General features: G+C 41.7%; 11 protein-coding genes. 8 read left to right on the top strand and 3 right to left on the bottom strand.

All coding sequences use genetic code 11. The features are described from left to right. Nucleotides 1-6 precede the first annotated feature (6 nt). Nucleotides 7-2,127 (top strand): TonB-dependent siderophore receptor, encoded by a 2,121-nt coding sequence (locus CAP51_RS07935; protein ID WP_245809101.1) that lies wholly within the window; start codon nucleotides 7-9, stop codon nucleotides 2,125-2,127. Nucleotides 2,128-2,268: 141 nt separating this feature from the next. On the opposite strand, the gene CAP51_RS07930 is transcribed toward CAP51_RS07935, so the two are convergent. After that, nucleotides 2,269-2,706: a GNAT family N-acetyltransferase gene (locus CAP51_RS07930; protein ID WP_171294754.1), complete on the bottom strand. Its 438-nt coding sequence runs from the start codon at nucleotides 2,704-2,706 to the stop codon at nucleotides 2,269-2,271. 358 nt (nucleotides 2,707-3,064) lie between these two features. Here CAP51_RS07930 and CAP51_RS07925 point away from each other — a divergent pair, with 358 nt between their 5' ends. The 4 genes from CAP51_RS07925 to CAP51_RS07910 all read left to right on the top strand — a co-directional run bounded on the left by CAP51_RS07925 (nucleotide 3,065) and on the right by CAP51_RS07910 (nucleotide 7,776). Continuing rightward, nucleotides 3,065-4,063, top strand: a complete 999-nt coding sequence (locus CAP51_RS07925; protein WP_087620208.1) for an ABC transporter substrate-binding protein — start codon at nucleotides 3,065-3,067, stop codon at nucleotides 4,061-4,063. A 3-nt stretch (nucleotides 4,064-4,066) separates the two neighbouring features. Continuing rightward, a complete protein-coding gene (locus tag CAP51_RS07920) occupies nucleotides 4,067-5,077 on the top strand; it encodes a FecCD family ABC transporter permease (RefSeq protein WP_087620207.1) in 1,011 nt (336 codons plus the stop codon). A gap of 1 nt (nucleotide 5,078) precedes the next feature. Next, nucleotides 5,079-5,849 (top strand): ABC transporter ATP-binding protein, encoded by a 771-nt coding sequence (locus CAP51_RS07915; RefSeq protein WP_087620206.1) that lies wholly within the window; start codon nucleotides 5,079-5,081, stop codon nucleotides 5,847-5,849. A gap of 289 nt (nucleotides 5,850-6,138) precedes the next feature. Next, nucleotides 6,139-7,776, top strand: coding sequence for an OFA family MFS transporter (locus tag CAP51_RS07910; protein ID WP_087620205.1), 1,638 nt, complete (start codon nucleotides 6,139-6,141; stop codon nucleotides 7,774-7,776). Between the two features lie 95 nt (nucleotides 7,777-7,871). Here the strand turns inward: CAP51_RS07910 and CAP51_RS07905 are convergent, their stop codons facing one another. Both CAP51_RS07905 and CAP51_RS07900 read right to left on the bottom strand, forming a co-directional pair. Further along, nucleotides 7,872-8,870 (bottom strand): ABC transporter substrate-binding protein, encoded by a 999-nt coding sequence (locus CAP51_RS07905; protein WP_087620204.1) that lies wholly within the window; start codon nucleotides 8,868-8,870, stop codon nucleotides 7,872-7,874. Nucleotides 8,871-8,874: 4 nt separating this feature from the next. Continuing rightward, nucleotides 8,875-9,462 carry an ANTAR domain-containing response regulator gene (locus tag CAP51_RS07900; RefSeq protein ID WP_087620203.1) on the bottom strand — a complete coding sequence of 196 codons (588 nt, stop codon included), beginning with the start codon at nucleotides 9,460-9,462 and terminating at the stop codon, nucleotides 8,875-8,877. A gap of 463 nt (nucleotides 9,463-9,925) precedes the next feature. On the opposite strand from CAP51_RS07900, the gene CAP51_RS07895 reads away from it, so the two are divergent. From CAP51_RS07895 to nirD, 3 genes are read left to right on the top strand one after another with little or no spacing between them, the layout of a single operon-like run. Next, nucleotides 9,926-11,266 (top strand): MFS transporter, encoded by a 1,341-nt coding sequence (locus CAP51_RS07895; protein WP_087620202.1) that lies wholly within the window; start codon nucleotides 9,926-9,928, stop codon nucleotides 11,264-11,266. A 27-nt stretch (nucleotides 11,267-11,293) separates the two neighbouring features. Beyond that, nucleotides 11,294-13,843, top strand: a complete 2,550-nt coding sequence (gene nirB / locus CAP51_RS07890) for a nitrite reductase large subunit NirB (protein ID WP_087620201.1) — start codon at nucleotides 11,294-11,296, stop codon at nucleotides 13,841-13,843. Nucleotides 13,844-13,865: 22 nt separating this feature from the next. After that, entirely contained in the window at nucleotides 13,866-15,470 is a 1,605-nt protein-coding gene (gene nirD / locus CAP51_RS07885; protein ID WP_087620200.1) for a nitrite reductase small subunit NirD, read from the top strand. Nucleotides 15,471-15,502: the final 32 nt, after the last annotated feature.

Here is a 15,502-nt window from a genome sequence, read left to right as displayed (position 1 = left end):
TACTTCATGAAAGTACCTTTTATTTTATTCAGTTCGATGGGGCTTTTAACAGCCGTATCGGCTGCCAATGCCAAAACAATTGAAGCAGAGCAAAATAAACAGATAAAAGCTTTACCTACCATCGTCATCACGGCCACCGAAACCGAAAATCAAACAACGGCTGCAACCAAATTTGAATTGGACCCATTACAAACACCGCAAAACGTCCAAGTATTGGGGCAAGATATTTTGCAGGATAATCATGCACAGCGTATTACCGATGTGACTAAATTAGTGAGTGGTGTATCAGTACTTAATCCCATGGCAGGTTTATGGGACAATTATGCCATTCGTGGTTTTAATACCGATCAGACTGTGGGTGCAAGTGCGCTTAGAAACGGTGTAAATGCTTATCTTGGCATGAATGCCGCCCATGATATGGTCAATATTGACCGTCTGGAATTTCTAAAAGGCCCCGAAGCTGCTTTATATGGGGCAGGTGATCCGGGTGGTACAATCAATATTGTCACCAAAAAGCCGCAGTTTTCACCTGAGCATCGAGTTGATTTGAGTGTGGGTTCTTATGACCAATATCGTGCAGCCTTCGATTCGACCAATGCCATTACCGATACAGTAGCGTATCGTTTAGGTATAGCGTATGAAAATAAGCATAGCTTTCGGGATTTTGTCAAACATGATCGTTTATTTGTAGCACCGCAATTGACATGGCAGCCGAATGATCAGACTCAAATTGATTATGATAGTGAATATACACAGGTCAATAGCCGCTTTGATCGTGGTGTACTGGCAGTAAATCAACAACTGGGTAAAATTCCCAATCATCGTTTCTTAGGCGAACAAGCAGATGGCTTAATTGATATGGATGATTATCTACAACAATTACGACTCAAACACCAATGGAATGATGACTGGAAAAGTGAAGTAACACTCAATTATAAGCATAATACTTTGCAGGGGTTTTCAACCGAAGCCTATAAACTGATTAATGATCAGGGCGATCTTAACCGCGAACGTCGTTATCGGGATAATACTACCAGTAGTTATTTGTTGAATCACGATTTAATCGGTCAATTTTCAACGGCTAAGCTTTTGCATAAGGTGGCGATTACCACCGAATTGAGCCATTTGAATATTCTGAATAAACTGCAACGCTATCGTAAGACCAGTGGGTCTGATATGGATTTGATTAATATCTATCGTCCGGTATATGGGGCGAATCTACCAGATGTTAATACGACAGTTTTGGATACCGATGAAGATCAAAATAATATTGCCTTTGGCTTAAGTGATTATATTGAATTTAATCCACAATGGGCATTTTTGCTTGGTGGACGTGTAGATTATTATCAGCAGAAATTTAACGAGCATGCAAAGTCCAAACAGGGAACGCAATATTTTACCCATTTTAGTCCAAAAGCTGCATTAAATTATCAGGTGAATGATCAATGGTCTATGTTTGTTAGTGCAGGTAAGTCTTTCCATCTAAATTCGGGGTTGGATGAAAATTCGGAATTATTCCAACCTGAAAAGGCTTTAACGTATGAATTTGGTACAAAAAATAAATTTTTTGATGAACGAATAGAATCGACGATTTCCTTATTCCATATCAAAAAGAAAAATGTTTTGGTGGATAATCCAACGGGGTTATCGGATTACATCAGCACAGGCGAGCAATTAAGTAGAGGTGTGGAGATTGATTTAAGCGCAGAGCCGATTGATCGTCTAAAGCTTAAACTGGCGTATGCCTATACCGATGCGTCGGTAAGAAAGGGGGAACCAGCAGTTGGCATTGAGCGGGGTGATCGCTTGTTGAATAGTCCAAAACATAGTGCTAATCTTTTTGCGATGTATGATCTGTGGCAATCGGGTCAACAAAAGATTGGTGTGGGTGGAAATTTAAACTATGTCTCTGACCGTTCAGGAAATGTCAAAGATGATGGTTTTGAGCTGCCTTCCTATACTTTGCTTAATTTAAATGCTTATTATCAGATCAATGAAAAATTGCGTAGTCAATTCACTTTAAATAATGTATTCAATAAGACTTATTATAGTGCCAGTCTGAAAGATGAATGGGTGACGCCGGGAAATCCGCGAGAAGCATTTTTGAGTCTGAGTTATGCATTTTGATGATGTGAAATATTTAAGTGTTTAGGTCTTTTGGATTTCTATAGCTTATTCATATATAACGAATCATAGATAGAAATTCTTAGACCTCATACTATGAAGATGGTTATCGTCTAGATTTGGAAGATTTTTTGATTGCAGTATTTATATAAGATCGGCGGTCATGTGTATGGTATTCCAGATCCCATCATCTTCCTGCAAAATTTTATGAAATCCTTGTTTTAGCCAGAATATTTCTGCTCCGTTGAGAAAAGGATGGGTATGTAAATATAGTGTTTTAATTTTTCGCTGTGTTGCTATTGTTTTTAAATGATCAATTAATACACTGGCTAGCCCCAATTGTCGGAAATCTTCATGAATAAATAATTTAACGATTTCAACCACAGGTGTAGAGGAGAGGTTAAAATTTGAAAATCGGTGATCGTAACGCTTAAATCCTACTACACCAATCAACTGTGAGCCATTCTCCAGTTTAATCAAGCAGCCTAAATCATCATCAATAAATGTCTGTTGAAAATGAGCGAGATCATCAGGCAATTGTTGATGATCCAGCATGGGAAAAAGCTGTTTGCGACTGCGCATGATAAAGTCCACGATTTGATCAAACTCATGGCAATCTGCGGGTGTTAGGCGGTGAAGGTGAAATTTAGGTAATCGACCTTGGTAAGACGTAATGTTCTTCATCCTTTCAAGTTTAGCCGGCGATAAAGGCTGACTTGATCATTTTCATTAAAAATTTCCAGTTAAAATTGCACTTCATCGCTGGTTCCATTTAGAATGCAGCCCCCGATAGATAAGATTGTATTGATGGATTGTTGTGATGTCTATGCTTTGCTTAAAACTGTGCTAGATCATGATATTTGTTGTCTACTCATATCTCCGCTGTAAAAAATGGCACTATTTTGCAACAGCTGTATATATTTGTCTGTTAATACTCAGCATGTGCTTGTCTGCTTGTGATCATTCGGCGCAAGAAAAATTCAAGCAATCTTATGCGATTCAAGTCACTGATGCCAAAGGTGATTTGGTTCAGTTAAAGCAACCTGCACAGCGGATTGTCTGTTTATTTGAGGCGAGTCTGGATAATCTTTATATGCTGGGTGCAGGGCAACGGGTTATTGCTATTCCTGGTAAAGTTTATAGTTCAAGCTCACTCTATCAAGCTTATTCGATTCTGGATGCGCGTATTAAAGAGAAAAAATTGGCAACACCGAGTCAATCGGATTCTGCTAGCAGTCTGGAAAGTATTATCAGCTTAAAGCCGGATCTGGTGGTGATGTATGCCAATCAACCCGATAGCATTACTTTGCTTAGAAGCATGAAGATCCCAGTGTACGCAGCACAATCAGAAAATCTGGCGCAAACCTTAAAAGAGTTGCAAGATTTGGGAACATTGACTGGACAACAACAACGTGCGTCACACCTGATTCAGTTTATTCAGCATGAGCTTGCAGTGATTCAAAAAACAACAGATGTTGATTTTCCCATCAAGAAAACTGTCTATTATGCCTGGTCGGGTGGTCGGATTTTTTCTAGTTCAGGTCGGGATTCTATGCCAAATAGTATGATTACGCTGGCAGGTGCGGAGAATATTATACAGGCTGCTATTGATCAGCCGAATGTGAATCCTGAAAATTTAATTGAATGGAATCCTGATGCAATTTTATTATGGAATTCCGATGCAAAGTTAATTTATCAACAGCCGGAATTACAAGGCTTGAAAGCAGTTAAGCAACAACAGGTTTTTAATCTGACACCAAGTTTTTTCTATAATCCGCATACACCGAAAATATTATTGGCAGCCAATCAATTGCATCATTGGCTGTATCGGCAAAATGATGCAGCAAGTCACGCAAAACAGGATCAATATCGTATTTTGAATATGTTCTACGGTACCCAACATGGTCAGCAGTTGGCACAATTAACGGAAGTACCCTAATGCATGTATAAATTTTATTTAATCTATGTGCTGCCTTTACCTTTACTGTTTTTTTCTTTATTGATTGGCCCTTCACAACAATTTTCCATTGTTGATTTCCTGCATGCCGTGTATTACTGCTTTGCTTCGACTGAGCATTTAACGATTGTCCAGCAGGACAAGATTGAAATGATGCAGAATATTATGCTCAATGTGCGTATGCCGCGAATATTTCTGACCTTTATGGTGGGCGCAGCACTGGCATCTTCCGGCAATGCCTTGCAGGCATTATTTCGTAACCCGCTGGTCGATTCCTATGTGCTAGGCATTTCTTCTGGAGCTGCTTTAGGGGCAGCCATTGCCTTGTTGTTTAGTTGGTTACCCGTACAAATTTCGGCGTTTATTTTTGGTATTGTGGCGGTCTGTCTGACCTATGGTTTTGCTTATCAGCGTTATCAGAAAAGCTCTGTGGTTGTGGTGCTGTTGTCCGGCATGATTGTATCTGGATTATTTATTGCAGGTCTGAGTATTGTGCAATATTTGAGTGATCCATATAAATTACAAGCGATTGTACAGTGGACGATGGGGAATCTGCATCAGGCAACTTGGCAGAAAGTACAACAGTCGTTTTTTCCAATTACTGTTTCGTTAATTGGTCTGTATGTTTTACGCTGGCGTATGAATCTATTGGCTCTTGGTGGATTGGAAGCACAGGCGGTTGGTGTGGATCCGAAACGAGATCAATTGTTGATTGTGTTATTTGTGACGCTGGCGACGTCTTCATCTGTGGCAGTGGCAGGTATTATCAGCTTATATGGACTTTTTTTACCACATATTGTGCGTATGTTAATTGGTCCCAATAATGCCAAAACTGTTCCTGCCAATATTTGTTTTGGTGGATCATTTCTGCTCATCATTGATAATATTTCACGCACAGTATCTAGTTTTGAGATTCCAATTGGGATTTTTACCATGTTTTTGGGGGCACCATTATTTTTATATCTGATCCGTCGTTATCACAGTAATTGGGCATAATATGACTGCTATCCAAGTTAAACATGTCAATTTTTCCTATGCCGCAAAAAGCATTTTACAGGACATTAATATCGATTTTGCCGCACATCGATTTTCTGTATTACTTGGGCGCAATGGTAGTGGTAAATCGACATTATTTAATTTGCTTGCGGGTATTTATCCCATTCAGCAGGGTGAAATTTTATTATCGGGTAGGGCATTAACGCAGTATCAGGGTATTGCACGAGCGAAACAGTTGGGATTTCTCGCACAATCCCATCAAAGTCTGTTTAATTTTAAAGTGATGGATGTGGTACTTACTGGGCGAGCTGCATTTAATCGTTTTGCGCCCAATGCAGAAGATCATCATCTGGCAGAGCTGGCCCTAAAAAATCTGGAAATTGAGCATTTGGCCAAGCGTGATTACACCACATTGTCTGGTGGTGAAAGGCAACTGGTAATGATCGCCCGTATCCTGACTCAAAATCCAAAAGTGATTTTGCTGGATGAACCCACCAATCATTTGGATGTGTATTATCAAGTGTATTTGATGGAAAAACTCAAACATCTATCAGAACAAGGTTATACCATTATCAGTATTATGCATGATCCGAATTTGGCATTTTTATATGCCGATGATTTTTACTTTATTAAAAATCAGAAAATAATACAGCCAGATTTAGTGCAAAGTGTTAGCGATCCAGTTTTTTTACAACAAGTGTATGATATTTCTTTTCAACAGATTCAGATTGGACGACGTCATATTGTGATGCCGCAAAGTAAATCGAATTAGGGTAGCGTGATAACAAGTTGTCTATGAATATGCTATTACCCATATTATAAATTTCTGCTGAATGCTATTAATGATGACAAAGCGCAATAGCGAACCATTGCTAGTCGATACGATAAATTGGGTTTAAACTTTCTTAATCGTTATTAAGCTGGTTGCTTCAGGGATTTAATTTAATTGCTGGCTTATCCTAAAATAGAACAAAAAATGCTTTTTTACTGGACAAAAACATTCTTGCAGCGTATATCGTGTGGCGAAATTCATACTTATTGAGATTGTGGGGAATCCAAGTATGTCACAACCTGCTTTTTTATCAAAACAGCGCATCATTGCCAAACCCGGATTTAACCGCTGGCTGGTGCCGCCTGCTGCATTGGCAATTCATTTGTGTATCGGTATGGCTTATGGCTTTTCGGTATTCTGGTTACCCTTATCCAAGGCTTTAGGCATTAGTGAATCGATTGCCTGTGTACCGGATATCGGATTTTTCCAGCAATTGTTTGTCGCACATTGCGACTGGAAAGTGTCAACCTTGGGCTGGATGTACACCATGTTCTTTGTGTTGCTGGGCAGTTCAGCGGCGATCTGGGGTGGCTGGCTGGAACGAGTAGGACCACGTAGAGCTGGTTTGCTCAGTGCTGTATGCTGGTGTGGGGGAATGCTGATCTCTGCATTGGGAATTTATCTGCATCAATTCTGGATTATGCTGTTGGGTTCCGGTGTGATTGGGGGAATTGGTCTGGGACTGGGCTATATTTCACCTGTCAGTACCTTGATTAAATGGTTTCCGGATAAACGTGGTCTGGCTACAGGTATGGCGATTATGGGCTTTGGTGGTGGTGCCATGATTGGTTCGCCACTGGCTGTCGAATTGATGTCGTATTTTTCCAGTGCAAGTAGTGTTGGTGCGGTTCAGACTTTTGTGGTGATGGCCTTTATCTATTTTATTTTTATGGTTGGCGGTGCGCTGGCTTATCGTATTCCGCCAGCAGGCTGGAAACCTACAGGATGGCAGCCAAAACCACAGCAACAGAATGTATTGATTACTCAGCACCATGTGCATGCTAGTAAAATCTGGGGAATTCCACAATTCTGGCTGGTGTGGATGGTGCTATGTATGAATGTTTCTGCTGGAATTGGTGTGATCGGCATGGCATCACCGATGTTACAGGAAGTTTTTGCTGGCAGTTTGATCGGTATCCAGAGAACTTTTAGCCAACTGGATGATGGACAGCTAAAAGCCATTGCTGCGATTGCGGCAGGTTTTACCGCATTGCTTAGTCTGTTTAATATTGGTGGGCGTATTGTCTGGGCCAGTTTATCTGACCAGATTGGACGTAAACATACCTATACCATCTTCTTTGTACTGGGTGCAATTTTATATGCCACGATTCCGTTTTTTGCCGAAACAGGAAATAAACTATTTTTTGTTGCGGCAGTGTGCATTATTTTGAGTATGTATGGTGGTGGTTTTGCTACGGTGCCGGCATATCTGGCAGATTTATTTGGTACGCAAATGGTTGGAGCTATCCATGGGCGTTTGCTCACGGCATGGGCCACTGCTGGTATTATTGGTCCGGTTGTGGTGAATAATATGCGTGATTATCAGTTGGCACTTGGTTTGCCAGCCAGTCAGGTATATAACCAGACCATGTTTATTCTCGCCGGCATGTTGTTGATTGGTCTGATCTGTAATCTTTTAATAAAACCTGTCAATGCCAAATATTTTATGACGGAAGAAGAGTTGGCAGTTGAAAAGAAACTGATGCAGGAAAAGCAGCAAGCAGAAGAAACCAGTGATCAATCGGTTTCGGCACCAGTCGCTGCAAAAACCAATCCGGTCTGGGTAGTTCTGGCGTGGCTGGCTGTTGGCGTACCATTATTATGGGGTGTATATCGTACTGCATTAAGTGTGCAGGCATTTTTCTAGACAACATCGTAGGCACAACAGCGATTATTAATCTCCCAGATCTCTATCATGTTGATCTGGGTTTTTGATGATTTGGGGCGATGTTGTGATGGGGATTAAATATTCCTAATAGGATAAATACATTGTCTGGCAAGTGCCTGTTCATCGGAGATGGGCTGATGCAGTTGATCCCATTTTTGCATCTGCTCAATCAGCCAGACAAAATCGTCTTGTGTGGGAAGGGCACTGTCCTGAATAAAATTGCGAATGATATTTTGAATCTGATGATACTGTTGGGTATGAACTGTTTCAGAACAATTGAATTGTACAATATTAAAATCGACTAATAATTGCCAGACTTCACCATAATCCGTTAATGTTTGTAGCTCATCTTGTGCACGTTGTATGGCGATTGTAATTGCATTTAAGGTGTTGGGATATTGTAGTGCCCATTCAGCACTAAAGGCCAGAACTTTATCGGCAACTTTGGGAATGACATCCTGACTAGAAGTAACAATCTGGCTGACACCCAGTAATTCACCTTGTATATTCCATGGTTCACCGACACAAAAACCATCAATGCTATGATTGGAAATCGCTTCTACCATATAAGGTGGTGGGAAAGTGGCCAGTTTAATTTCTCGCGCCACATTGAGATCTGCCAGTGCCAACCACTCTCTTAAACAATAATGATGAATCGAATAAGGAAAAACATGCGCTAATCTAATGAACTGACCGCTTTCGATTGCGGTGAAAAGTTTATGGGCAGATTGCTGCGGGGTATCAGTCTTTGCAATATTGAGATCGTAACAAAGTTTCTGGCTTAAACTAATATTGGCGCAGTTGCGGCTCAGGATAATTGAGGTTTGAAAGGGAATACCAATCTGATCCGATCCGACCAAAGCCGCAGGTAGCATGGCTGATAGACAGTGCGCTGCATCCAGTAAACCAAAGGCTAGGCGATCCCGTAAACTTGCCCAGGATACTTCCTTGACCAAGTTGACCTGCAAACCTTGTTGCTCAAAATAACCCTGATGTTTTGCCCAAAGAATTGCAATACAGTCCAGTAGCGGAATATAGCCCAGTTCAATTTCGGTTTTTTCTAAATGCTGCATGGCTTTAATCCTTTAACTGGTTATTGAGCAATGCTTGCGCATCAAGCAAGCGACGGGACATCTCGCCCATGGTCATACGATGACTCATGGCATTTTTGCGCAGTAACTGAAAGGCAGAATCCTCACTGAGTCCATGCAATTGCATCAATAATACTTTGGCTTTTTCAATGTCTTTGCGATCGGCGAGTTTGGTTTTGGTTTCCTTTAGATCATCTTCGAGTTTTTTATGTTTTCTAAACTGTTCAATTGAAATTTCCAGAATGGTTTGTAATTTTTCCGGATCTATTCCATCCACAATATATGCAGTGACACCGGCATCAATGGCACTCTTAATGGTGTCCTTATGGCTGTTTTTGGTGAATAAAACCGTAGGTAAATTAAATTGACTGACACAGTTTTCAATAATATCACGGTGTGGATTGTCCATGTCCAGCAGGATAATATCGGCATTTAAATGCTCGAGTTTAAATAGATTGACGTAATCTATTGTCAGGCAGGCGACGACATCAAAATCATGCTCAATGAGTGATGTTTTGATAAAATGGGCACGTTCTTGATCATCATCGATTAAAGCAATTTTTAGCTTGAACATACATCAACTTAATGCTTAGATCTGGCGAATTTATTTAAGCAAGTATAGTGCCACGACGTCAACATATCTTTTCGTGTGGGCAAGTGATATGTAGATAAAATATACATCTGTCAAAAACTAGATTGATTTGCCCAGTTGAGCGTTTGGGTTGTGCAAGGGTGGACAATAATAGAGCCTTACAATGGTGCATATATCAAGTGGATATTGAGCATAAAAGAGCTTCAATTGTGCAGAATGAAAATAAAGAAATCTTTTTAATATAGTAAATCATCTAAAATTTCACTGTATTTCTATCAATAAGTATATTTATAAATAGATTGGCATATTAATTGCTTTTTAAAATTTTGAGTCAAAGATGACTTCAATACGTTTAATCGACGGTCAAAGGCGCCCGTTCTGATGATGTCGCAGCTCACACATGTGTGTTTGCTGTATTTACTGATCAGTTCAGGAGAAGACCATTATGTCTGTTGATATTTCTGCTAAAAAAGCCACATCCATCAAACTGTTTAGTTTTTCAAGCCCTGCCATGCGGGCGTTTCATATGACGTGGTTGGCTTTTTTTGTCTGTTTTTTTGCATGGTTTGCCTGTGCGCCATTAATGCCCGTAATTGCAGGCGAATTTAACCTAACCAAAGATCAAATCGCCAATATCAATATTGCTGCGGTTGCCATTACCATTCTGGTACGTCTGATTGTCGGGCCTCTATGTGATAAATATGGTCCTCGTATTACTTATACGGCCTTATTGCTGATTGGTAGTATTCCTGTATTTGGTGTGGCTGCTGCCAATAGCTATGAATCCTTTTTATTCTTCCGCTTGTTGATTGGTGCAATTGGTGCCAGTTTTGTGATCACGCAATATCATACCAGTATTATGTTTGCGCCAAATGTAGTTGGTACAGCCAATGCCGCTGCCGCAGGTTGGGGTAATGCAGGGGGCGGTGCGACGCAAGCCCTCATGCCGCTCATCATGGGCGCACTGATCATGGTAGGTGTGGATGCCGCATGGGGCTGGCGTGCTGCACTATTGGTTCCAGGCATTTTGATGGTCATCGTCGGTATCTTATACTGGAAATTTACTCAGGATTGTCCACAGGGGAATTTCAAGGAAGTTCGTGCACTGGGAATTGCAGCAGGTAGTGACAAAAAAGGTGGATGGGCTATTTTAAAACAGGCCGCCAGTAACTATCGAGTCTGGGTATTGTTTGTTTCCTATGCAGCATGTTTTGGTATCGAGATTTTTATTCATAACATCGTTGCCATGTACTACGTCAATAACTTTCAGTTTGGATTAAAAGAAGCAGGCCTTACCGCTGGGATTTTCGGTTTACTGGCACTGTTTGCCCGGGCACTGGGCGGTATTATCTCTGACAAGATTGCCCTGAAAAAAGGTCTTGATGGCCGAACCAAAGTTTTATTCATCATGATTCTGGGCGAAGGTATCTTTTTAATTCTGTTTTCACAAATGAATAGTGCCTGGCTGGCGATTATTTCCATGACATTTTTTGCACTATTTACCCATATGGCATGTGGTGCAACCTATGCACTGGTGCCATTCATTGATCGTGATTCTCTGGGCGGTGTGGCAGGCATTATTGGTGCAGGCGGTAATGTTGGTGCGGTAGCGGCGGGCTTTTTATTAAAAGGCATGTTGGATATCCAAACCTGTTTATTTGCTTTGGGTATTTTGGTATTGATTGCTGGTGTATCTGTCATATTTATCCGCTTTACTGCAGAACATAAACAAAAAGAACAACAACTCTTCGAGCAAGCCATTGCTGATCGTAACAGCATCGCCTAGCCAGATGATATTTTGAGGAGATTAAAGATGAAATTAGTAATTGTTGGTCATGGCATGGTGGGACACAAATTCGTCGAAACTGTGCTGGATAATGTGCAAAGTGATGTACAAGATCAGGTGGAAATTACCTTAATTGCCGAAGAACCCTATCTTGCCTATGATCGTGTTCACTTGACGGAATATTTTTCCGGAAAAACCGTGAAGGATCTTTCACTGGCACGGCAAGATTTTGCCGAGGCTTATGGTATAGATTTGCATTTGAATACCCAAGCGATCGCCATTGATCGTGCAGAAAAAATTGTCACCACCAAAACAGGGCAACAGGTGGCGTATGACAAACTGATTCTGGCAACCGGTTCTTATCCTTTTGTACCACCAATTTCGGGCAATGATCACGCCAATTGTTTTGTCTATCGTACCATTGATGATCTGGATCAGATCCGTACAGCCAGTTTAACTGCAAAAAATGGTGTGGTGATCGGTGGTGGTTTGCTGGGGCTAGAAGCTGCCAAAGCCTTAACCGATTTGAATTTGCAAACGCATGTGGTGGAGTTTGCACCACGCTTGATGGCGGTACAAATTGATGATTTGGGTGGAAAAGTTTTACGGCAAAAAATTGAAGAACTGGGCGTAACGGTACATACCCAGAAAGCCACGCAGTCGATTGAGCAGGGGAAAGAACATCAATTAAAAATGAATTTTGCTGATGGTTCCGAACTAGAAACCGATTTAATCGTATTTTCCGCAGGGATTCGTCCGCGTGATGAACTGGCACGGCAGGCAGAACTGGCAATTGGTGAGCGTGGCGGTATTGTGGTCAATGATTATTGTCAGACTTCTGATGACGATATTTATGCCATTGGGGAATGTGCTCTCTGGCAAGGCAAAATTTTTGGCTTAGTTGCTCCGGGCTATGATATGGCTCGGGTTGCTGCAAAGCATATATTGCAACAGGATACTGCACCATTTACCGGTGCAGATATGAGTACCAAGCTCAAGCTGATGGGTGTAGACGTGGCATCAATTGGTGATGCACATGCGACCCAGCCAACCGCCATCAGTTATTTTTATAATGATGAGCAAACTCAAGTCTATAAAAAAATTGTGGTGTGCAAGGAAAGTAAAAAACTACTGGGTGCAGTTTTGGTCGGTGATGCCAAAGAATACAGCGAACTTTTGCAAATGATGCTAAACGGCATGGATTTGCCAGAGCATCCAGATAGTTTGATTGTTCCGCAATATGGTGGCAGCAATGTCAAGGCAGGAGGAACTGGTGTCGATTTACTACCGGATTCAGCTACTATTTGTTCCTGTAATAACGTATCAAAAGCCGATTTATGTGAAGCGATTGCCAGTGGTTCGACTTCTTTAGGTGCATTGAAAAAATGTACCAAAGCTGCGACAGCCTGTGGGGGATGTACACCTTTAGTCACTCAGGTGCTGAAATCCGAATTACAGCGACAAGGTGTTGCGGTTAATAATCATCTTTGTGAGCATTTCCCATATTCACGTCAGGAACTTTATCACCTAGTGCGTGTACATGAGATCAAATCCTTTGATGCCTTGATTGAACAACATGGACATGGTTTGGGCTGTGATATTTGTAAACCGACTGTCGCCAATATTTTGGCATCATGCTGGAATGATTTTGTCCTGAAAAAAGATCATGCAGGTTTGCAGGACAGTAATGATTATTTTCTTGGCAACATTCAAAAAGATGGTTCTTATTCCGTAGTGCCACGTATGGCAGGTGGCGAAGTCACTCCAGATGGTTTGATTGCAGTCGGGCAGATTGCCAAAAAATATGGTTTATATACCAAAATTACTGGTGGGCAACGGGTGGATATGTTTGGTGCACAGGTGCATCAATTACCATTTATTTGGGAGGAGTTGATTGCCGCAGGGTTTGAAACTGGACATGCCTATGGTAAATCGCTGCGTACAGTAAAATCCTGTGTGGGCAGTACGTGGTGTCGCTATGGTGTAGATGATTCTGTCGGTTTGGCAATTTTTCTGGAAAATCGTTACAAAGGCTTGCGTTCACCGCATAAATTAAAAATGGCGGTATCGGGTTGTACCCGTGAATGTGCCGAAGCACAGGGCAAGGATGTCGGTATTATTGCCACCGAAAAAGGCTGGAACCTCTATGTCTGTGGTAATGGTGGCATGAAACCACGACATGCCGAATTGCTGGCCTCGGATCTGGATACCGAAACTTTAATTCGCTATATCGACCGTTTCTTTATGTTCTATATCCAAACCGCAGACCGCTTACAACGGACTAGTGTCTGGCGTGACAATCTGGAAGGCGGACTGGATTATCTCAAGGATGTGATTGTCAAGGACAGCCTAGGGGTGGCAGCAGATCTGGAACAGCGTATGGCACATATTGTTGATACCTATCAGGACGAATGGAAAACCGCGGTCACCGATCCTGCTGTACGTGCAAGATTCCAGACCTTCATTAACTCGAAGCAAGCCGATCCGCACATTCAGTTTACCGAAGAGCGTGGACAAATTCGTCCATTAAAACCACAGGAACGGGACGAAAAACGCATTGCAGTGTCGAGCGTTTAGGGCAACTGGAGGAGATATAGAGATGACACAATTTGCACAAGATTTAGACTGGCAACGTATTTGTCAGTTAATCCAGATTCAGCCCAATACAGGCGTTTGTGCCTTGATCAATGATCAGCAAATTGCCTTATTTCGGGTCGGTGATGAACAAAGGATTTATGCCTTGAGTAATCATGATCCATTTAGTGGCGCAAATGTCATGTCACGCGGCATTATTGGCGATATTCAGGGTGAACGAGTGATTGCTTCACCCATTTACAAACAGCATTTTAGTTTGGCAACCGGACGTTGTCTGGAAGATGCCGATCAACATTTAACAGTGTATCCCTGCAAAGTGGAGGATGGTGATGTTTGGGTATCGCCTGTGCCACAAAAAACCTATTTAACCAGAATCGCCACACAACAAAGCAAGCACAAACTGGTATTGGTGGGCAATGGTCTGGCGGGAATGCGTTGTCTGGAAGATTTACTGGATATTGCGCCTGATTTATATGAGATTACCGTGATTGGTGAAGAACCATGGGGCAACTATAATCGTATTATGTTGTCACCGGTGTTGTCAGGTGAAAAGACCATTGAACAAATCATGCTGCATTCACCGGAATGGTATAAAGAAAAAAATATCCGTTTTATTGGCGGTGATCTGGCAGTCAGGATTGATCGAAGTCATAAGACTGTCATAACCAAATCAGGTCTAGAGGTTCCCTATGACCGTCTGATTCTAGCGACAGGTTCACGTCCGTTTATGCCACCGATTAAAGGCAATGATCTAAAAGGCGTGCTCAGTTTTCGTGATATTTATGATGTCAATCAAATGATTGAATTAAGCCAGCATAAGCAAAATGCCATTGTGATTGGTGGTGGATTGCTGGGATTAGAAGCAGCTTATGGTTTAAAACAACGTGGCATGAATGTTACGGTGTTACATTTGATGGATCGGATTATGGAGCGGCAACTGGATCAACGTGCCAGCGAGATGCTACGCAAAAGTATTCAGGCCAAAGGCATAAAAATCATTACCAAAGCCTCAACCGAGGAAATTATCGGGCAGGACGGACAGGTGACTGCTGTACGTCTGGCAGATGGTACGCAATTGCCAGCCGATTTGGTGGTGTTTGCTGTTGGTATTCGTGCCAATATGACACTGGCGCAAAATGCTGGGTTACGTTGTAATCGTGGCATCGTGGTAAATGCTACCATGCAGACTTTTGATCCTAGCATTTATGCCGTGGGTGAATGTATCGAGTATAACGGCACCACATTTGGACTGGTTGAACCTTTATGGGGACAGGCATTTGTGTGCGCACAACATTTGGCAGAGCACGGCAGTTTAACCTTTAAAACAGTGCCTACGCCGACCCAGCTTAAAGTCAGTGGTGTGGATGTGTTTTCAGCAGGTAATATCGAAGCACAAAATGAGGTTGAAGATATTATTTTGCATGATGAAAAACGACAAATTTATAAACGGTTGATTCTTCGCGATGACAAAATGATCGGTGCAGTCTTATTTGGTGATACCGAAGATGGTGCATGGTATGCGGAATTAATTAGTGATCAGACGTCAGTCAAGCAGTTCCGCAATAAACTGTTGTATGGCCGCGATTTTGCCTTAAAACAGGCCGGTTAATGATTGCATTAGAAATATATTAATATGGCACG

The sequence above is a fragment of the Acinetobacter populi genome, from assembly GCF_002174125.1.
Lineage (GTDB): Bacteria > Pseudomonadota > Gammaproteobacteria > Pseudomonadales > Moraxellaceae > Acinetobacter > Acinetobacter populi.
Note: the sequence above shows the minus strand (reverse complement) of the source record. Positions and strands in the feature narration are given on the sequence as shown.